At 73.1% G+C, this 17,616-nt stretch carries 18 protein-coding genes and 2 pseudogenes; 10 read left to right on the top strand and 10 right to left on the bottom strand.

Translation table 11 applies throughout. From position 1 onward, the window contains the following. Positions 1 to 106: 106 nt before the first annotated feature. A complete protein-coding gene (locus tag ACGF8A_RS15935; protein WP_393108410.1) occupies positions 107 to 487 on the top strand; it encodes a hypothetical protein in 381 nt (126 codons plus the stop codon). 158 nt (positions 488 to 645) lie between these two features. After that, positions 646 to 3,300 (top strand): SpoIIE family protein phosphatase, encoded by a 2,655-nt coding sequence (locus ACGF8A_RS15930; protein WP_393108408.1) that lies wholly within the window; start codon positions 646 to 648, stop codon positions 3,298 to 3,300. A gap of 59 nt (positions 3,301 to 3,359) precedes the next feature. Here the strand turns inward: ACGF8A_RS15930 and ACGF8A_RS15925 are convergent, their stop codons facing one another. Next, entirely contained in the window at positions 3,360 to 3,710 is a 351-nt protein-coding gene (locus tag ACGF8A_RS15925; protein ID WP_393108406.1) for a MarR family transcriptional regulator, read from the bottom strand. Between the two features lie 132 nt (positions 3,711 to 3,842). Here ACGF8A_RS15925 and ACGF8A_RS15920 point away from each other — a divergent pair, with 132 nt between their 5' ends. From ACGF8A_RS15920 to ACGF8A_RS15910, 3 genes are all read left to right on the top strand, one after another. After that, positions 3,843 to 4,517, top strand: a complete 675-nt coding sequence (locus tag ACGF8A_RS15920; protein ID WP_393108404.1) for an ANTAR domain-containing protein — start codon at positions 3,843 to 3,845, stop codon at positions 4,515 to 4,517. A gap of 117 nt (positions 4,518 to 4,634) precedes the next feature. Then, positions 4,635 to 5,210, top strand: coding sequence for a TetR family transcriptional regulator (locus tag ACGF8A_RS15915; protein ID WP_393108522.1), 576 nt, complete (start codon positions 4,635 to 4,637; stop codon positions 5,208 to 5,210). Positions 5,211 to 5,360: 150 nt separating this feature from the next. Beyond that, a complete protein-coding gene (locus tag ACGF8A_RS15910) occupies positions 5,361 to 5,774 on the top strand; it encodes a Zn-ribbon domain-containing OB-fold protein (RefSeq protein ID WP_393108402.1) in 414 nt (137 codons plus the stop codon). Between the two features lie 50 nt (positions 5,775 to 5,824). On the opposite strand, the gene ACGF8A_RS15905 is transcribed toward ACGF8A_RS15910, so the two are convergent. Together ACGF8A_RS15905 and ACGF8A_RS15900 are read right to left on the bottom strand one after the other, a co-directional pair. Beyond that, positions 5,825 to 6,202, bottom strand: coding sequence for a PPOX class F420-dependent oxidoreductase (locus ACGF8A_RS15905; protein ID WP_393108400.1), 378 nt, complete (start codon positions 6,200 to 6,202; stop codon positions 5,825 to 5,827). A gap of 25 nt (positions 6,203 to 6,227) precedes the next feature. Beyond that, positions 6,228 to 7,406, bottom strand: a complete 1,179-nt coding sequence (locus ACGF8A_RS15900) for a MalY/PatB family protein (RefSeq protein ID WP_393108398.1) — start codon at positions 7,404 to 7,406, stop codon at positions 6,228 to 6,230. A 159-nt stretch (positions 7,407 to 7,565) separates the two neighbouring features. On the opposite strand from ACGF8A_RS15900, the gene ACGF8A_RS15895 reads away from it, so the two are divergent. Together ACGF8A_RS15895 and ACGF8A_RS15890 are read left to right on the top strand one after the other, a co-directional pair. Beyond that, positions 7,566 to 8,396 (top strand): SAM-dependent methyltransferase, encoded by an 831-nt coding sequence (locus ACGF8A_RS15895; RefSeq protein ID WP_393108396.1) that lies wholly within the window; start codon positions 7,566 to 7,568, stop codon positions 8,394 to 8,396. Positions 8,397 to 8,514: 118 nt separating this feature from the next. Then, positions 8,515 to 9,846, top strand: coding sequence for a S1 family peptidase (locus ACGF8A_RS15890; RefSeq protein WP_393108394.1), 1,332 nt, complete (start codon positions 8,515 to 8,517; stop codon positions 9,844 to 9,846). A gap of 45 nt (positions 9,847 to 9,891) precedes the next feature. On the opposite strand, the gene ACGF8A_RS15885 is transcribed toward ACGF8A_RS15890, so the two are convergent. Further along, positions 9,892 to 10,077, bottom strand: a complete 186-nt coding sequence (locus ACGF8A_RS15885) for a hypothetical protein (protein WP_393108392.1) — start codon at positions 10,075 to 10,077, stop codon at positions 9,892 to 9,894. Between the two features lie 178 nt (positions 10,078 to 10,255). Between ACGF8A_RS15885 and ACGF8A_RS15880 the strand changes: the two are divergent. Then, a pseudogene (locus ACGF8A_RS15880) lies at positions 10,256 to 10,562 on the top strand (gfo/Idh/MocA family oxidoreductase); the annotation flags it as partial. A 35-nt stretch (positions 10,563 to 10,597) separates the two neighbouring features. Here ACGF8A_RS15880 and ACGF8A_RS15875 read toward each other — a convergent pair. The 5 genes from ACGF8A_RS15875 to ACGF8A_RS15855 all read right to left on the bottom strand — a co-directional run bounded on the left by ACGF8A_RS15875 (position 10,598) and on the right by ACGF8A_RS15855 (position 15,068). Further along, positions 10,598 to 11,293, bottom strand: a complete 696-nt coding sequence (locus ACGF8A_RS15875; RefSeq protein ID WP_393108390.1) for a L,D-transpeptidase family protein — start codon at positions 11,291 to 11,293, stop codon at positions 10,598 to 10,600. Positions 11,294 to 11,438: 145 nt separating this feature from the next. Next, a complete protein-coding gene (locus tag ACGF8A_RS15870; protein ID WP_393108388.1) occupies positions 11,439 to 12,239 on the bottom strand; it encodes an SDR family NAD(P)-dependent oxidoreductase in 801 nt (266 codons plus the stop codon). Between the two features lie 78 nt (positions 12,240 to 12,317). Further along, a complete protein-coding gene (locus ACGF8A_RS15865; protein ID WP_393108386.1) occupies positions 12,318 to 13,232 on the bottom strand; it encodes an SDR family oxidoreductase in 915 nt (304 codons plus the stop codon). 118 nt (positions 13,233 to 13,350) lie between these two features. Beyond that, positions 13,351 to 13,980 (bottom strand): MBL fold metallo-hydrolase, encoded by a 630-nt coding sequence (locus ACGF8A_RS15860; protein ID WP_393108384.1) that lies wholly within the window; start codon positions 13,978 to 13,980, stop codon positions 13,351 to 13,353. After that, entirely contained in the window at positions 13,977 to 15,068 is a 1,092-nt protein-coding gene (locus ACGF8A_RS15855; protein ID WP_393108382.1) for an S-(hydroxymethyl)mycothiol dehydrogenase, read from the bottom strand. Before ACGF8A_RS15855 ends, ACGF8A_RS15860 begins: the two co-directional genes overlap by 4 nt. Before the next feature lie 127 nt (positions 15,069 to 15,195). On the opposite strand from ACGF8A_RS15855, the pseudogene ACGF8A_RS15850 reads away from it, so the two are divergent. Together ACGF8A_RS15850 and ACGF8A_RS15845 are read left to right on the top strand one after the other, a co-directional pair. Continuing rightward, positions 15,196 to 15,495: pseudogene (locus ACGF8A_RS15850) on the top strand (rhodanese-like domain-containing protein); the annotation flags it as partial. 28 nt (positions 15,496 to 15,523) lie between these two features. Beyond that, complete coding sequence (locus ACGF8A_RS15845; RefSeq protein WP_393108380.1) at positions 15,524 to 17,278, top strand: ABC transporter ATP-binding protein; 1,755 nt, start codon at positions 15,524 to 15,526, stop codon at positions 17,276 to 17,278. Positions 17,279 to 17,296: 18 nt separating this feature from the next. Here ACGF8A_RS15845 and ACGF8A_RS15840 read toward each other — a convergent pair whose 3' ends face one another. Next, a complete protein-coding gene (locus tag ACGF8A_RS15840; RefSeq protein WP_393108378.1) occupies positions 17,297 to 17,590 on the bottom strand; it encodes a hypothetical protein in 294 nt (97 codons plus the stop codon). Positions 17,591 to 17,616 lie beyond the last annotated feature (26 nt).

Genomic DNA, 17,616 nt, shown 5'->3' with positions numbered 1-17,616 from the left:
CCACATCGGTGCCCCGGGTGTTCGGTAGGGGCGGTCCCGGCTATCCCCTAGGCCGGGACCGCCCCACCACCGCGGACCACCTCCGCACCGCAGCACACCGGAAGCGATGATCATGCCCCTGACGTCCACGCGCACCAGCCCGGACTGGCCGTGCCAGGTCAAGACCCCCGGCAGCTACGACTGGGAGCGCTCGGCGGCCAAGTGGCTGCGCGAGCTGGTACCGGCGCGGTACGCCGGCTACCCGGCGCTGATCCGTCACCCCGTGCTGCTCGCCCGGCACGCGCAGCTCCAGATCCAGCAGGAGGTCCGGGTCGCCCGCACCGCCCTGCAGACCGCGCGCGCCGATCTGCCGCGGCTGGGCATGCCGGAGTCGGTGATCGAGCACACGATCAAGCTCTACGCCGCCGAGTTGCTGCAGCTCCAGCACATCGCGCGCAGCGTGCGGGCGGTGACCGACGCGTTGGTGGAGTACAACTCGGGTCGCTGAGGGGCGCGTTCGTACGTGACCCTCGCAGCCCGCCCCGGCCCGGCGTGCGCCCGGCAACGCGCTCGGTGCCTGCCGCCGGCCTCGCGCCGGCACTTTCGAGTGGAATCCCGCCGGACGACCTTGCGCTCCCAGGGGGGTCCCTGTGCGATGCTCGACGCGTGACGAGCGACCCCGCAATCCCGGCGGAGAACGGCACCGGGTCCGGCAAGGTCACAGCGGCCGGATCCCGGGCCGTCCGACGCGCCGAAGGAGACCGGCTGCGGGACCTGGCGGCCACCTCCGCCGTCCTGGAGCGGGCCAAGGGCGCCGTCATGGCACGCACCGGATGCTCGGCGGACGCCGCGCACCAGGAACTCCTCCGGCGCGCGAGGGCCGGCGACCACACGCTGATCGAGGAGTGCCGGCTCACGCTCGGCGGCGACTCGTCGGCCCCGCCCGGCGGGACGCCGGGCACCTCCACAGCCGGAGACCCGGCCACCGGTGACGCACCGGTTCCCGGCGCCCCGGTCACCGCTGCCCCCGACGCCACCGGCGTCCCCAGCCCCGTCCCCGGCGCACGCGGCACCCCGGCATCCGGCGCCCCCGGTGACCCTGACGCCCCTCCCACCGAGGCCTCCGACGCCCCCAGCCCTCCCGTTCCCGGCACCACCGGCCCCGTCGGCACCGCTCCCGGCATCGGCACCGCCCACACCGCCGGCCCAAGCACCCCCGGCACCACAGGCACCGACGCCCCCACACCCCCGGGGCTGCCCCTCGCCGGGCGCGACTGTGATCCGGCCGACGACGTCTCCGCCGCGCTGGGGCGACTGGGCAGGGCGCTCGTCGGTGTGCGCGGTACGCAGGAGCTGGCGGGATGCCTGCTGGAGCATCTCTCGCGCACCGTCGCCGCCGACGCGGTCATGATCTTCGCCAGGCTGCCCACCGACGGCCTCGAACTCGTCGGGCACGCCGGCATCGACGCCACCCTGGCCGCGCAGTGGCGCCACGTGCCGCCCCTGACCGGCATCGCCGCGCTCGACACCCTGCGCACCCGCGAGGCGCGCTGGCTGGAGGACCTCGCGGTGGACCGGGAGCGGTTCCTGCTCATCGGTGGCACGCCCGAGCAGTGGCGCTCGCGCGCCTGGCTGCCCGTGGTGACCGACGGCACCGCCGAGATCTCCATCGGCGTCCTGCGCACCCGTCCCGGGCCGTTCACCCCCACCACCCGCGAGCACCTGCGGGCCGTCGTCCGGCTGTGCGCGGGCAGGCTGCGCGCGTTCGGCCCGCCCCCGGAACCGGCCACCGCCGGCATCGCCGGCACGGTGCAGACCGTGTTCGACACCTTGCCCGGAGCGGCGATGCTGCTCACCCCGCTGCGCGCCGCCTCCGGCGAGGTCGAGGACTACCGCATCGACGCGGTCACCCCGGAGGCCGTCGACGTCGTCGGGCGCATCGGCCGCGAACTGGTCGGTCTGCGGATCCTGGAGTGCTGGCCGCCGATCGCGGACGAGTCGCTGTGGCGGCGGTGCCAGGACGTGCTGAGCGCCGGAAAGCCCTACGAGGGAGCGCCGTTCGCACAGCAGGACGTGGTCGCCGGCAGCGCCGAGACGTCCACGTACTCGGTACGCGTGGCACGGCTGGGCGACCGGCTCGTCGTCAGCTGGGTCAGGCACGACCCCTCGGACCGCCAGGAACAGCGGCTTGCGGACGTACAGCGGCTGGGCAGACTCGGCTGGGCCAGCTGGAACCTGGTCTCCGGCGACATCACCTGGTCCGCCCAGGTCTTCACGGTCCTCGACCGCGACCCGGCCCACGGCCCGGTACGCCTTCCCGACCTGCCCGGCCTCGCGTTGCCGCAGGACGCGCCGTCGCTGACCCGCGCCATCGAGGCCCTGGTCGGCGAAGGGCGCCCGGCCGACGTGCCGTTCCGGATCCGGACGGCGCGTGGGGTACGGCATCTGCGGACCGTCGCCGAGACGGTTGCCGATCTGCAGGGCCGGCCCGTCGAGGTGCACGGCTTCCTTCAGGACCTCACGGCACAGCGCAACGCCGAACTCGCCCTGGTGAGGAGCGAACGGCAGAATCTCACCCAGCACGGAGCGCTCCAGGCCGAACGGGTCCTGGCCGCCCGGCTCCAGCACGCGCTGCTGCCCCTGCCGGACAAGCCGCTGCGACTGGCGGGGCTGCGGGTCGAGGTGACCTATCTGCCCGCCCAGTCGGGCATCCATGTCGGCGGGGACTGGTTCAGCGCCATCGAACTGCCCGACGGCACCGCGCTGTTCGTGGTCGGCGACGTCGCCGGTCACGGCATCGACGCGGTCGCCACGATGGCTCAGCTCCGGTTCACCGCCAAGGGCATGGTCATCACCGGCTCCTCCCTCACCGCTGCCCTCAGCGGGCTCAACACCCTGCTGCTGCACTCGCGCGACCCGCACGGCACGGCGACCATGGTGCTGGCCCACTACCACCCGGACGAGCGCCGGCTGGTCTGGGCCCAGGCGGGCCATCCCCCGCCGCTGCTCCTGCGTGCCGGTGAGGTACGCCGGCTCGGCCGGCCCGGTGGGATGCTGCTCGGCGCGAGCACGACCCCGGCCTTCGAGCAGATCGAGTGCAGGCTGGAGCCCGGCGACCGGCTGCTGCTGTACACGGACGGGCTCGTGGAGCGTCCGTCGGAGGCCATCGACCGCGGCATCGAACGGCTGGCGCGGGCCCTGCTCTCCCACCACACCGACGAGCCCGGCTCACTCGGCCCGCTGCTCACGGCGGTGCTGGAACGGGAACGGCGCGACGACGTCTGCGTCGTGGACATCCGCGTACCGGCGGACCTCACGTAGGCACGGCCACCGCATGGGTTCGGCCCGGAGCGCGCCGGATGCCCGCGGGGCCGCACGGTTCAGCCGTCGCGGCCCGTGGCCCCGCTGTCCGCGGGCTCCCGGCTCCGGTCCGCCTCGTCCCGGGCGAGCACGGCGAGCAGCGCGGCCACGGTGAGCCCCGCCTCGGCCGGGTGCCGCAGCACCTTGCCGGGTTCGATGCGGTACGCGTTTCCCCGCCCCTCACGCCGGTGGGAGAGATAACCGGCCTGCTCCAGATCGACGATGATCTTCTGCACGGCTCGCTCGGTGAGCCTGCAGTGTGCCGCGATGTCGCGTACGCGGGCGGTGTGATCATCGGCGATGGCGGCCAGCACCCGGGCGTGGTTGGTGAGGAAGGTCCATCCGGTATGCGGTTCAGGCACTTCACTCATGAGGGCCATCATAGGACCGAGGTTTCCCGTATTCAAAAACGCGAACTAGATTTCATGTATCTCTTGACGTATCGCGGCGTGAGGACAACCCTGATGAAGACGGCAGGCAGGAGGACCGAAGGAGTGTCGGCCATGCCGGAGTCTGCGTACACGACGCAGCCCGCCACCTTCGCGGCCTCGCGGCCGGGGCCGCTTTCGACCGCCGCGCTGCCCGACGGTGCCCGCACGGTGGTGACGGTGTGCGGGGAGCTCGACCTGCACGCGTCCGACGAGTTGAGTGCCGCCCTGGGTGGCGCGCTGGAGTCCGCGGCCGAGGGCATCGACCTCGACCTCCAAGGCGTGGTCTTCTGCGACTGCTCGGCCCTGAACGTTCTGCTCGCCCTCCGTGAACAAGCCCTCACGCAAGGGAAGACGGTGACGATCCAGGCCTCCAGCCCCGCGGCCGAACGGCTCCTCACCCTCACGGGCACCCTGCGTCTGTTCACCGGCGCGGCCCATGACGAGACCGGCGAGCACGAGCTGGGGACGGAGGTCGTCCAGCTGCGCAGGGCCATGCAGACCCGGCCGACCATCGACCTGGCCCGCGGGGTCCTGATGGCCACGTTCGGGCTGAGCCCGCAGGACGCGTGGCACGTCCTGGTGATGGTCTCGCAGAACACCAACACCAAGCTCCACCTGCTCGCCCAGGACCTGGTGACCGCCGTGCAGGGTGAACCGCTGCCCGACGCGACGCAGCGCCAGGTGTCCGCGGCGGTGAGCCGGCTGTCCGAGTCCGGCGTCGGAGCGCCGGGCCACGAGGGCGCGTGACCGGCGAGGAGACCCGACGCCTCACCCGCACGGCACCGAGTTCCCCGTCGGGGCGGCACTGAGTGCCACCAGACCTGTTCAGGTGCTGCGTTCCGTCCCATGAGCGTGAAACCGCCCATGCGGGAGGCCCTGGTCGCGGCGGCGTTCCAGTTGTTCCTGGAGCGGGGCTACGAACAGACCACCGTGGACGACATCGTGGCCCTCGCCGGGGTCGGGCGGCGGTCGTTCTTCCGGTACTTCCCGTCCAAGGAGGACGTGGTCTTCCCTGACCACGAGCGATGCCTGGCCGACATGACGGCCTTCCTCTCGGCCGCGGGTGAGGACGACGAGCCGGTCGGCCGGGTCTGCGACGCGGCCCGGCTGGTGCTGCGGATGTACGCCGAGAACCCGGCCTTCTCCGTACAGCGCTACCGGCTCACGAAGAAGGTGCCGGGCCTGCGGGCGGACGTGATCGCGGCCGCGGTGGTCGCGGCGCACAACAACGGGCTGCGGTCCTGGCTGCGTTCGGACGGCAGGGGTGACGCGGCCGTCGCGGTGGACCACGCCCTGGGCCTGGTGCAGGGCGCCTTCGGCGGCGGGCCCACTCCCCCGGCCGACGAGCGGCCGGAGGACGTGGTGGTCGTCGTCTCGCGGCGCGGCGCCCCCCTGTGGCGGGTGGTGCGGGAGATCGAGACGACCCTCGGGCGGGACTGACCCCCCGCAACGAGGGGGTACGGAGTGCCTTTACGAGTGACACTCAGTGCCATACGCTGTGGCCGTGCACGGTGGCACCGCGAGCCGCGCACAGGCGTGCGCATGGCGTCGCGCACGCGGATTTCCGGCCGAGCGCAGGGAGTTGACAGCGTGTACCACCACTCAGGAACCGTCGCTCAGCAGGCATCCGGCTCCGCGGCGGGCGTCCTCGACCACCGGGCCCCGGACCAGGAGGCCATGCTCTACCAGCGCTGCACCTGGTGCGGCACCGCGACGTACCACCGGCTGCTCTGCCCGGTCTGCCAGGGCAGCGAGCTGCGGACGGAACGCAGCGAGGGCACCGGCACGGTCCGCCACACGACGGTGGTGCACCGCAACACGCCCGCCGCGCGCAACGTGTCCCTGATCGAGATGGCCGAGGGGTTCGTGGTGCGGGGCCGCGTGATGGGCCCGCCCATCGGCATCCACAGCGGCGACCGCGTGCGGCTGTCCACCGCCAAGGACCCGGTACGGGGCGAGCCGGTGTTCCAGCTGCTCGACGAGCCGTACCGGGCCTGGACCTGACGCGCCCGGACCGCACGGGCCGGGCGCGCGGCCGGATCGCCCGGCGTCCCTCAGGCGTTCAGGGTCACCCGGATGCCGACCGTGCCCTGCGGGCCGCGCCGCAGCCGGCTGCCGAGCAGCGTGAGGCGGCCGACGATGCCGTACTTGCGGGCGATGAGCCCGCGGTAGCGGGCCGTGGTGGCCGCGTCGGTGATCTCGGCGGTGCCGGGCACCTTCTCACCGGTCGGGTTGCCGCGCAGGTCGCAGGGGCCCACGAGGACGTCCGAGCGGCGCCGGATCCGCTTGACCTTCCAGGAGTCCGCGACCGTCCACACCCCGAGCGCGTCACCGTCGGCGACGACCCAGACGGGCGTGGGGACCGGGGTGCCGTCCTTGCGGTAGCTGGTGATCAGCAGGTACTTGCCGGCTCCGAGCCGTGTCGCGTCCATGGCCGGAAGTGTAGGCATGCCGCCGTCACTTCAGCGCGGCGGCCATCCGCCGTACCGCCTCCGTGACGATCTCCGGCGACGTGGCCAGGTTCAGCCGTACGTGCCCGGCGCCCCCCGTCCCGAACGGCAGGCCGGAGTTGAGCGCCACCCGGCCCCGGCGCAGAAAGACGTCGGCCGGATCGTCGCCCAGGCCGAGCGCCCGGCAGTCGAGCCAGGCGAGGTAAGTGGCGTCACCGGGGCGGTAGGCCACGGCGGGCAGCCGCTCGGCGAGCAGCCCGGCGAGCAGGCGCCGGTTCTCGTCGAGGCCGGCCAGCAGGGCGCCGAGCCAGGCCGTGGCGTCGCGCAGGGCGGCGGTGTGGGCCAGGGCGCCGAAGTGGCTGGGGCCGTGGCCGACCTCCTCGGGAAGCCGGGCGAGGTCGGCGGCGGACTCGGGGCCGGCGACGGCGAGGGCCGCCTTGAGCCCGGCGAGGTTCCAGGCCTTGGAGGCCGACATCAGCGACAGGCCGCTCCCGCCGCCCGGCACGCTGAGGTACGGCACGAAGTCCGTGGCGCCGAGGACCAGCGGGGCGTGGATCTCGTCGGCGACGACGCGCACGCCGTACTCCCCGGCGAGGCGGGCGACGGTGGACAGTTCCTCGGCGGTGTGCACGGTCCCGGTCGGGTTGTGCGGGCTGCACAGCAGGTACGCCGCACGCCGCCCGGCCGTCACGGCCTGCCGGAAGGCATCTTCAAGGACGCCGAAGTCGATCCGCAAATCCGGCCCCAGCGGCGCCTCGACCACCCGCCGGTCCATGTGCGCGACGAACTGGAAGAACGGCGGGTACACCGGCGGGTTGACCACCACGGCGTCACCCGGCCCGCAGACCAGCTTGAGCATCTCGACCACGCCGAGCATCACGTCGGGCACGATCGCGGTGCGCCCCACGTCGATGCCGGACCAGCCCCACCACTTCTCGGCGAAGCCGGCCAGCGCCTCGGCGTAGGCGGTGCCGGCCGGGTAGCCGGTGTCGCCGAGGGCCACCGCGTCGGTGAGGGCGCGGGCGACGGGCGCGGCGAGCGGCACGTCCATCTCCGCCACCCACAGCGGCAGCACGTCGTCGGGGTAGGCGCGCCACTTCATGCTCGTACGGCGCCGCAGCTGATCGAGGTCCAGCGCGCGCAGGGGGTTCGGTTCACCGGACGTGCCGTGCGGGATCCTGGTCATGAGCCCACGATAGGGGGCCGTGGAACGAGCTCACGAGCACGGGGGTGCACCGAAAACGCACAAGCACCGGCAAAGATCAATTCGTCGGTCTAGATTGCGTCTTGACACCGCACGGGGCGTCCCCGCGCCCTGCACCAGGCACCCCCAGGAGCTGATTCCGTGACCGAGAACCCGCCAGCCGCGGACGGTATGGCCCAGTCGCTGCGCGAGCGCATCAACACGTCCCAGCCGCACACCGCACGGATCTGGAACTACTGGCTCGGCGGCAAGGACAACTACGAGGTCGACCGGGCGGCCGGCGACCAGATCCGCCAACTGCACCCGGGAATCGGCGACTACGCCCAGGCGGACCGCCTGTTCCTGGGCCGGGCCGTGCGCCACCTGGTCTCCGACGTGGGCATCCGCCAGTTCCTGGACGTCGGCACCGGCCTGCCCACCGCCGACAACACCCACGAGGTCGCCCAGCGGCTCGCCCCCGACGCCCGGATCGTGTACGTCGACAACGACCCGCTCGTCCTGGCCCACGCCCGCGCGCTGCTCACCAGCACCCCGGAGGGCCGCACCGACTACCTCGACGAGGACCTGCGCAACGTCGACGCGATCCTCGAACACGCCGCGAAGACGCTGGACCTCACCCAGCCGGTGGCGCTGATCCTGCTCGGCGTCGTCATCTTCCTCCGCGACGACGAGGACCCCTACGGCGTGGTGCGGCGGCTGATGGAAGCGCTGCCGCCGGGCAGCCATCTGGTGCTGTCGCACACCATCACCTCGCCCTCGATGCCGGACGTGGACGAGGCGGTGAAGTTCTGGAACGAGCACGGCACTCCGAAGCTGACCCAGCGCACCCCCGAGGCCGTGACGGGCTTCTTCGACGGCCTCGAGCTGCTGGAGCCGGGGGTCGTGTCCTGTTCGCGCTGGCGTCCGGAGCAGGGCGACGGTGCCGAGCCGGAGGAGGTCGCGATGTTCGGCGGGGTGGCACGCAAGAACTGAGCCGGCCGCCGCGCGGGTGAACGCTGCCGGACCCCGGCACGTATGGAGAGAGGGCGCTCGACGACCCGGGCGCCCCGCGGTGCCATCGCGCCGCGTGTTCGGGGTTCGGGAGCCATGCATGAGGCACGCACGACGACGGATCGTCCGGCGAGTGGCACGGCTGGCGTCAGTCGGCGGGATCGTCCTCGGGGCGGCGATGGTCACGCAGGCGGTCGCGAGCGAGCCCCCCGCCGCGTCCCCGGGGGTGCTCGCCGGGGACTCCGGCGCGGGCCTGGTCGAGAAGCTCGGCTCCTCCCGCACGGCGGGCAGCTGGATGGACGGCCGGGGGCGGCCGGTCGTCGCGGTCACCGACGACGAGGCGGCCGCCGAGGTCCGCAGGGCGGGTGCGACGGCGAAGCTCGTGCGGCACAGCATGCGCGAGCTCAAGTCCGCGACGGAGGAACTGCGTTCGGCCCCGCGGGTGCCGGGCACGGCGTGGCTGGTGGACTACCGGTCGAACGAGGTGGTCGTCCGGGGGGACAGCACCGTCTCCGCAGGCGACTGGTCCGAGCTGACCGACCTGGCGGACGGCATCGGGGGCTTCGTGCGCATGGAACGCACCGAGGGCACCTTCACCACCCGTATCAACGGCGCCCTGCCGATCCTGTCCACCGCCGGGCGCTGCTCGGCGGGCTTCAACGTCACCGACGGGAAGACCGACTTCATCCTCACGGCCGGGCACTGCGGGCCGGACGGTTCGGTCTGGTTCGCGGACGACCGGGGCGACCGGCCGGTGGGCCGTACCGTCACGGGCAGCTTCCCGGGCAACGACTACTCGCTCGTGCAGTACGCGGGCGGGCGGGCCGGCGACGGGGCGGGCATCGTGGCGATCGGCGACGGACAGGGGGTGCGGATCACGGCCGTGGGCGAGACGTCGGTCGGTCAGCGGGTGTTCCGCAGCGGCAGCAGCAGCGGTTTGCGGGACGGCGAGGTGACCGCGCTCGACGCGACGGTGAACTACCCCGAGGGCACGGTGACCGGCCTCATCGAGACGAACGTGTGCGCCGAGCCCGGGGACAGCGGCGGGCCGCTGTTCTCCGAGGGCATCGCGCTCGGTGTGACCTCGGGCGGCAGCGGGGACTGCCGGGAGGGTGGGACGACCTTCTTCCAGCCGCTGCCGCAGGCGCTGTCCGCGCTCGGCGTCCGGCTGATCACGTCGGGCCCGCAGAACGGCCAGGGCGCCGTTCCGCCCCCCACGGATCCGCAGAGCGCCGCGGCACCAGGGGGTTCCGCCCCGGTCTCGGGTGAGGCGGGCAGGGAGCTGCTGGCCCGGCTGGCGGACCCGAGGAACGTCGGGCCCGGCCTGCTGGTCGTCGCGGGCAGTCTGATCGCGCTGGTGGCCACGCGGTGGATCCGTACGGAACAGGACCGCAAGGCCTACCAGCGCTACTACTCGGCCACGTGGGGCTGACGGAGAGATCCGGGCCGGACAGGTACCGGGCCCGCCGCGAGCGGGTCAGGCGGCCTGCGCCGGCTGCGGCGCCGCGGCGGCCCACTCCAGGACGAGGCGCTGGTACTCCTCGCGCTGCTCGGTGGTCAGTGTCCCGCCCGACCGGCGCCACAGCGCCCGGATCTCCTCGTTGACCTCCGCGGCCGATCTCTCGGTGACGGCTTCAACACTGGTGGACATGCTGTGAAGCATACGGCGGGCCAGGTGAAGGCGCGGTGAGTAATCACGAGCCAATCGGACATATCGGGCAGTGTCCCTGATCACGTCCATGTCCCAGAACCGGCCGGGCAGTTCAGGCGTCCGCCGCGCCCGGCACCAGGACCTGGACGGCCGGCACGGCGGCACCGCGTTCCTCGCCACGTCCCTCAGCCCGACCCCATCCCCGGCGAGCAGGATCTTCTGCGGCATCGCGAAGGTGCGGGCGGCCTTCACCTCGGGCTCGGCGCCGGTGCACGGCCGCACGCGGCTGCCGCGCACCTTCGACCACCTCCACAACGGGCACGGGGACAGCCACCACTTCCTGGCGGACGACTTCGTGACGGCGGTGAACACCCGCTCGCTGCCGTCCGTGAACGCCTGGGTGGCGGCCCGCTGCACCCTGCCGGGCGTCATCGCGCACGAGTCAGCGCGACAGGGTGGCGTACGGCCGGAGAACCCGGGACTTCGGCGACGCGCCGCAGGACCGACGCGACGGGGCGGGCCGGGTGCCCCGTCAGGTGCCCGGCTTGCGCCCGTACACGTACACGTCGTCACCGTTCTTCAGCAGCGACCAGTACTTCTTCGCGGTGGCCCTGGTCATGTTGACGCAGCCCCGCGAGCCGGGCGGGTTCCACATGCTGACGCCGGCGGAATGGAAGGCCTGGCCGCCGTCGAAGAACTGGGCGTAGGGCATCGGCACGTCGTAGATGGTGGACACGTGGTCGATGTTGCGCCAGTAGATCTTCTTCAGGCCGGTGCGCGTCTCGTAGCCGTTGCGACCGGTGCGGACCGGGACGGGGCCGTGGACGAGTTTCTTGCCGTCCTGGATCCAGCTCAGCTGGAGCGTGAGGTTCACACAGGCGATGCGACCCTTGTCGACCGGGCACTTCCCGGCCTTGTTCGGGTTCTTCCCGACGGCCTTCTGCTTGTTCATGAGGTCCATCACGCCCCAGGTGACGGGCCCCGCGTAGCCGATGTTCGGTGTGATGCCGTGCTTCGTCTGGAACGCCCGGGTCGCCTTGCAGTCGGCGGTGGACTGCCGGCCGTCCACCGGGCGGCCCAGGAATTTCTCCACCTGCTTCTGGTACGGCCCGGTCTGCGTGGTGCAGCTCGCCGCCTGCGCCGGGGCGGCGCCCAGCGCGAGTGTGAGCGGCGCCACCAGAGCGGTGGCCCCCAGGACGACGGTCGCCCGTCTGCGAATCTCCCCCATGGGCTGGCCTTGTCTCTCGCGTCGAATGCGCGTCTGCCGCGCGGTCTCTGCCTGCTAGACCGGTAAGGGGCGGATGCGGTTGTATGCGAGGGCCAACCGCGACGAAACGGTGACATTCGGCGCGGCCGAGGTGGTGCCCCCACGCTCAGGTGCGCCGTTCGCCGCGCCCCGGGCGCCGGGTGAAGCCGGTGCTCACCGCGGTGATCCCGCCGTCCACGACCACGGTCGTGCCGGTGATCCAGGACGCGTCGCGGGAGGCGAGGAAGGCCACGGCGGCGGCGACGTCCTCCGGCTCGCCGACCCGGCCCAGGGGGTAGAGGCGGCGGATCTCCTCGAGGTCGTCGTCCCGGCCCCGCCATGCCGGGGTGCGTACGGTGCCGGGGGCGACGAGGTTGACGCGGACACCCCGGCCCGCGGCATGGCCGGCCAGGGTGCGGGTCAGGGAGCCGAGGCCGGCCTTGGCGGCGCTGTAGGCGTGGTTGCCGAAGTCCTGAAGCCCGTTCACGGAGCCGACGCAGACGACGGCGCCGCGCCCGGAGGCGGCCAGGTGCGGCAGCGCGGCACGGCAGCAGCGGTACGCCCCGGTCAGGGTGACGTCCAGGTCACGTGCCCACACCTCGTCCGTCCCCTCCTCGAAGAGCGGCGTGTCGGGATGACAGCTGTAGGCGTTGCTGACCAGGACGTCAAGGGTGCCGAACGCGTCGACGGCCCGCGCGACGGCGGCCTCGACGGACTCCCGGTCGGCCACGTCGCACCGGCACGCCCGCGCCAGGAGACCGTCGTCGCGCAGCGCCCCCGCGGTCCTCTCGGCCGCTCCCGCGTCGATGTCGGTCACCAGGACGGCCGCGCCCTCCGCGGCCAGTCGCCGGGCCGTCGCGGCGCCGATGCCGCGGGCCGCTCCGGTGATCAGGACTCCGTACCCGTCGAAGCGCTTGATGGCGGTCATGCGCAGACCGTACCGCCGGAGTGATCAACGGGGCAGGGGCCGTGCGCGGTCCGGACCGTGCCGGGCAGCCGGCCGAGGTCACCGGTAGCCGGTCGTGTCCGCCGGCCTGCCCGGGTCCTGGACCTCCACGAGGTAGCGCCAGGCGTCGGGGCGGCTGCCGTCGAGGTCGGTGAAGCCGTACTCCTGCGCGAGTGCCCCGCTGGAGAGGGACCGGCCGTTGAAGCGGGACACCCCGGGATCGGCGGCCAGGGCCGTGACGGCGCGGCCGACGTATCGCGGGGTCTCCGAGATCGCGAAGTGCGGGGTCCGGTCGAGGGCGTCCCGCCAGTTGTCCTCGCGGACGCCGTAGTTGTCGAGCATCATCTCCGAGCGCAGCCAGCCCGGCGTGAGGGCCACGGCGGTGGCGCCGCGGGGGCCCACTTCGTGCCCCAGGGAGAAGGCCATGCGCAGGACGGCCGCCTTGGCGAGGTCGTAGAAGAAGTTGACCCGGTAGGTGTCGCGGTTGTACTCGGCCGTGCCGTCGGTCATCTCCACCACGAGGCCGCCGGGGCGGCGCAGGAGGAGGGGCAGGGCGTGGTGGCTGGTGATCGCGTGGGTCTCGACCGCGAGGCGGAGCAGGCGCAGGCCGTTGTCGAGGTCGTGCTCCCAGACGGTGGTGTCCCACTCGAAGAGCTTCTCGCCGCCCCAGATGTCGTTGACGAGCACGTCGAGGCGGTCCTGTTCGCCGGCGACGCGGTCCACGAGGGCGCGGACCTGCACCGGGTCGAGGTGGTCGGTGGGTACGGCGATGCCCCGGCCGCCGGCCTCGGTGACCAGGTCGGCGGTGTCCTCGACGGTCTCGGGGCGGTCGTACTCGGAGCGGCGGGCGCGGGTGCTGCGCCCGGTGACGTAGACGGTGGCGCCCGCCGCGCCGAGTTCCACGGCGATACCGCGGCCCGCTCCCCGCGTCGCTCCGGCGACCAGCGCGACCTTGCCCCGCAACGGTTGTGACATGTCCGACCTCCTGGATGGCTGTTCCCGGTGAGGAGCCTCCCGCGGAAGCCGGACATCTTCTGTCTCCTTTTGCGGCCGGTCACGCGGCCGCGCCGCCGCCCCGGCGGGGGACCGCCCGTCAGTGGCCCCGGGCGATCCACTCCTGCAGGTGCGGCGCCTCCGCGCCGATGGTCGTCGGGTCGCCGTGGCCGGTGAGGACCTTGGTCTGAGGAGGGAGGGTGAGGAGCCGGTCGCGGATCGAGGCGATGATCGTCGGGAAGTGGGAGTACGAGCGGCCGGTGGCGCCGGGGCCGCCCTGGAAGAGGGTGTCGCCGGTGAAGACGACACCGAGACCCGGGTCGTACAGGCAGACCGCGCCGGGCGCGTGCCCCGGCGTGTGCAGGACCCGCAGGTCCGCGCCCGCCGCCTCGATGACCTGGCCGTCGAGCAGCCCGGCGCCCGGCTCGCGCCCGGGGTGGGTCTGGTTCCACAGCGGCAGGTCGTCGTGGTGCAGCCAGATGACCGCTCCGGTGCGGTCGGCGAGCGCGGGCGCCGCGTTCACGTGGTCGTTGTGGGCGTGGGTGCACACGATGGCCTTCAGGTCGCGGTTCCCGACCGCGTCCACGATGGCGTCGACGTCGTGGGCGGCGTCGATGACGACGACCTCGTCGTCGTCGCCGACGAGCCACACGTTGTTGTCGACGTCCCAGGTGCCGCCGTCGAGCGTGAACTGCCCGGAGGTGACGAGACGTTCGACGCGGGCGGTCATCGCAGCACCACCACCGAGCGCAGCACGTCGCCGCGGTGCATCCGGTCGAAGGCATTCTCGACCTCGTCGAGCTGGATGGTCTCGGTCACGAAGGCCTCCAGGTCCAGGCGCCCCTGCAGATGCAGGTCGATCAGCATCGGGAAGTCACGGGACGGCAGGCAGTCCCCGTACCAGGACGACTTCAGCGCGCCGCCACGCCCGAACACGTCGAGGAACGGCAGTTCCAGCCTCATCTCCGGAGTGGGGACGCCCACCAGGACCACCGTGCCGGCCAGGTCCCGGGCGTAGAAGGCCTGCTTGTACGTCTCCGGGCGGCCGACCGCCTCGATGACGACATCGGCGCCGAACCCGCCGGTCAGCTCACGGATCGCCTCGACCGGGTCGGTGCCGGTCGAGTTGACGGTGTGGGTCGCGCCCATCGCGCGGGCGGTCTCCAGCTTGCGGTCGTCGATGTCGACGGCGATGATCCGCGCCGCTCCGGCCAACCGCGACCCGGCGATGGCCGCGTCGCCCACGCCGCCGCAGCCGATGACGGCGACGGTGTCGCCGCGCCCGACGTCGCCGGTGTTGATCGCGGCACCGAGGCCCGCCATCACCCCGCAGCCCAGCAGTCCGGCGACCGCCGGGGAGACGGCCGGGTCGACCTTGGTGCACTGACCGGCCGCGACCAGTGTCTTCTCGGCGAACGCGCCGATCCCGAGGGCCGGGGAGAGTTCCTGTCCGGTCGCGGCGAGGGTCATCTTCTGCCCGGCGTTGTGGGTGTCGAAGCAGTACCAGGGCCGGCCGCGCAGACAGGCCCGGCAACGTCCGCAGACCGCCCGCCAGTTGAGGATCACGAAGTCCCCGGGTGCCACGTCGGTGACGCCGTCGCCGACCGTCTCGACGATCCCGGCGGCCTCGTGGCCGAGCAGGAAGGGGAACTCGTCGGTGATGCCGCCCTGCTTGTAGTGCAGGTCGGTGTGGCAGACCCCGCAGGCCTGCACCCGCACCACGGCCTCCCCCGGCCCCGGGTCCGGCACGACGACCGTCTCGACCCGCACCGGCTCGTCCCGCCCCGGTGCGATCACGCCGCGTACTTCCTGCGCCATGTGCTGGCCCCTTCCGTCTCCGGGCGTCCGTCCCGCTTCCGACCCTACGCGTGACTGATCGGTAGGGGGACGGTTCACGAGGGCCGGACGGGGGGCTGGGCCGCTGCCTGCGGCGACCGGGCCGGTGGTCGCGGGCCCGGTGCACATCCCGCTGCACCGGCTGCGCGGCCGGCTCGCCGAGGTGCCGGACGGCACGGCGGGGGTGCACTGCGCCGGCGGGATGCGCGAGGCCGTCGCGGCCTCGCTGCTGGACGCGGCCGGCCGGCGCGCCGTGGCCGTCGACGACGGGGTCGGCGCCGCGCGGGAGGCGGGACTGCGCGCGCCAAGGCCCGCACCTGAGCTTGCTGTTCCCGGGGCGGCGCACGCCGGCCGCGCCGAACGCGACGCCCGCCGGGGCGGGTTGTCAGTGCTCCCACGTAGTCTCTGAGCACCCCTCGGACTCGTGAAGGAGCAGCGTGAGCATCGCAGAGACGCAGACCGCCCCGCCGCCGTGGCGCATGCTCCTGGGCTATGTCCGACCCCACTGGCGGTCCCTGGCCGCCGGCGCGCTGCTCTCCCTGGTCACCGGGGCCACGGGGCTGGCGCTGCCGCTGGTGGCGCGGGGACTGATCGAGGACCTCTCCCACGACCGGGCCGTCACCGGAGCGCTGCTGGCCATGTCGGCCCTCGTCGTGACCAACGCCGCGGTGGGCGCGCTCGGCGGGTACGTGCTGCAGCGCACCGCGGAGTCGGTGGTGCTCGGCGCCCGGCGGACGTTGTCGTCGTACCTGCTGCGGCTGCGGATATCCGCCGTGGACCGCAGCGAGCCCGGTGACCTCATGGCCCGCATGACCTCGGACACCACCCTGCTGCGCGAGGTCACCACCGACTCCCTGGTCGGCCTCGGCACCGGAGGGCTCACCCTCGTGGCGACCGTGGTGATGATGGGATTCGTCGACCCGGTGCTGCTCGGCGTCACACTCGCCGTGGTCCTCGCCGCGGGCACGGTCCTCGGCGTGATCGTGCCGCGCATCAACAAGGCCAGCCGGCGGGCGCAGGACGCCGTCGGTGTGATGGGCGCCTCGCTGGAGCGTGTCCTCGGCGCGCTGCGCACGGTGAAGGCGTCCGGCGCCGAGCACCGCGAGGAACAGACGCTGCACGCGGCGGCCGAGGAGTCGTGGCGGCAGAGCGTGCGGGCCGCCAAGTGGTCGGCGGCGGCGGGGAACACGGCGGGCCTCGCGATGCAGATCGCCTTCATCACGGTGCTCGCGGTCGGCGGCGCGCGGGTCGCGACCGGGGCCGTGGACATCGGCACACTGGTCGCCTTCCTCCTGTACGTCTTCTACCTCATGTCGCCGATCCAGCAGGTCGTCGGCGCGGTCACCCAGTACCAGACGGGTGCCGCCGCCCTGTCCCGCATCCAGGAGGCGCTGCGGCTGCCCGCCGAACCCCGGGCGTCCGCGGCCCCGTTGCCGTCGTCCGGCGCGCCCCCGGCGTCGCTCGCCTTCGAGGACGTCCGCTTCCGCTACGCGCAGGACCTGCCGTACGTGCACCACGGCGTGAGCTTCGAGGTGCCGGCGCAGGGGATGACGGCGTTCGTCGGCCCGTCGGGCGCGGGCAAGACGACCGTCTTCTCCCTCATCGAGCGGTTCTACGACCCGGAGTCGGGGGTGATCACCCTGGACGGCCGGGACCTCACGGAGTGGGAGCTGCCCCAGTTGCGCTCGGCGATCGGCTACGTCGAGCAGGACGCGCCGGTACTGTCAGGGTCGCTGCGCGAGAACCTGCTGCTGGGCAGCCCGGAGGCGGACGACGACGCCCTCGCTCGGGTGCTGAAGACGACGCGGCTGGACGGGCTGGTCCGGCGACTGCCGGACGGCGTCGAGACGCTGGTCGGACATCGCGGGACCAAGCTGTCCGGCGGGGAGCGTCAGCGGGTGGCGATCGCCCGCGCGCTGCTGCGCCGTCCGAGACTTCTGCTGCTCGACGAGGCCACCTCGCAGCTGGACGCGGTCAACGAGGCGGCGCTGCGCGACACCGTCGCCGACGTGGCTCGGACGACTACCGTGCTGGTCGTCGCGCACCGGCTGTCCACGGTGACGATGGCCGACCGGATAGTGGTGATGGACTCGGGCAAGGTCCGTGCGGTGGGCACGCACCGCGAACTCGTGACCGCCGACCCGCTGTACGCGGAGCTGGCGGCCACGCAGTTCCTCGCCACGGCCGGCTGACGGGCCGCGGCGGCGGGGTCAGCGGACGTCGGGGAGCAGTCCGGTGACGGGGGCGGCCATGTCGGTGATCTGGCGGAGCTGGTTGAGCTCGTTCAGCCGCTTCATCTGGGTCAGCTGCGCGGACGGCCGCGGGAAGTCCTCCTGGTACTCGGCGGGGATGTCGCCGACGGCCACGGAGTCGAGCAGGGCGATCGGGCTGAGCGGGGCCGCGGCCCGGGCGGGGGCCTCGGCGGCGTCGGCCGACGAGGCTGCGAGACCGGTGACCCCTGCGGCGAGACCAACGGCGGCGACGAGACGGCGTGTTGAGATCATGCCTTCAGCAACGCGGACCGTCCCCG

It is taken from the genome of Streptomyces sp. NPDC047706 (assembly GCF_043204795.1).
In the GTDB taxonomy this organism is placed as follows: domain Bacteria; phylum Actinomycetota; class Actinomycetes; order Streptomycetales; family Streptomycetaceae; genus Streptomyces.
Note: the sequence above shows the minus strand (reverse complement) of the source record. Positions and strands in the feature narration are given on the sequence as shown.

Bases quoted from the DNA above. Each gene is read 5' to 3' on its own strand.
- ACGF8A_RS15885 (WP_393108392.1), bottom strand. From the start codon at position 10,077: ATGCTTCACAGCATGTCCACCAGTGTTGAAGCCGTCACCGAGAGATCG.
- ACGF8A_RS15905 (WP_393108400.1), bottom strand. From the start codon at position 6,202: ATGGACGCGACACGGCTCGGAGCCGGCAAGTACCTGCTGATCACCAGC.
- ACGF8A_RS15935 (WP_393108410.1), top strand. From the start codon at position 107: ATGATCATGCCCCTGACGTCCACGCGCACCAGCCCGGACTGGCCGTGC.
- ACGF8A_RS15915 (WP_393108522.1), top strand. From the start codon at position 4,635: ATGCGGGAGGCCCTGGTCGCGGCGGCGTTCCAGTTGTTCCTGGAGCGG.
- ACGF8A_RS15865 (WP_393108386.1), bottom strand. From the start codon at position 13,232: ATGTCACAACCGTTGCGGGGCAAGGTCGCGCTGGTCGCCGGAGCGACG.
- ACGF8A_RS15900 (WP_393108398.1), bottom strand. From the start codon at position 7,406: ATGACCAGGATCCCGCACGGCACGTCCGGTGAACCGAACCCCCTGCGC.
- ACGF8A_RS15920 (WP_393108404.1), top strand. From the start codon at position 3,843: ATGCCGGAGTCTGCGTACACGACGCAGCCCGCCACCTTCGCGGCCTCG.
- ACGF8A_RS15860 (WP_393108384.1), bottom strand. From the start codon at position 13,980: ATGACCGCCCGCGTCGAACGTCTCGTCACCTCCGGGCAGTTCACGCTC.
- ACGF8A_RS15855 (WP_393108382.1), bottom strand. From the start codon at position 15,068: ATGGCGCAGGAAGTACGCGGCGTGATCGCACCGGGGCGGGACGAGCCG.
- ACGF8A_RS15840 (WP_393108378.1), bottom strand. From the start codon at position 17,590: ATGATCTCAACACGCCGTCTCGTCGCCGCCGTTGGTCTCGCCGCAGGG.
- ACGF8A_RS15870 (WP_393108388.1), bottom strand. From the start codon at position 12,239: ATGACCGCCATCAAGCGCTTCGACGGGTACGGAGTCCTGATCACCGGA.
- ACGF8A_RS15925 (WP_393108406.1), bottom strand. From the start codon at position 3,710: ATGAGTGAAGTGCCTGAACCGCATACCGGATGGACCTTCCTCACCAAC.
- ACGF8A_RS15875 (WP_393108390.1), bottom strand. From the start codon at position 11,293: ATGGGGGAGATTCGCAGACGGGCGACCGTCGTCCTGGGGGCCACCGCT.
- ACGF8A_RS15890 (WP_393108394.1), top strand. From the start codon at position 8,515: ATGAGGCACGCACGACGACGGATCGTCCGGCGAGTGGCACGGCTGGCG.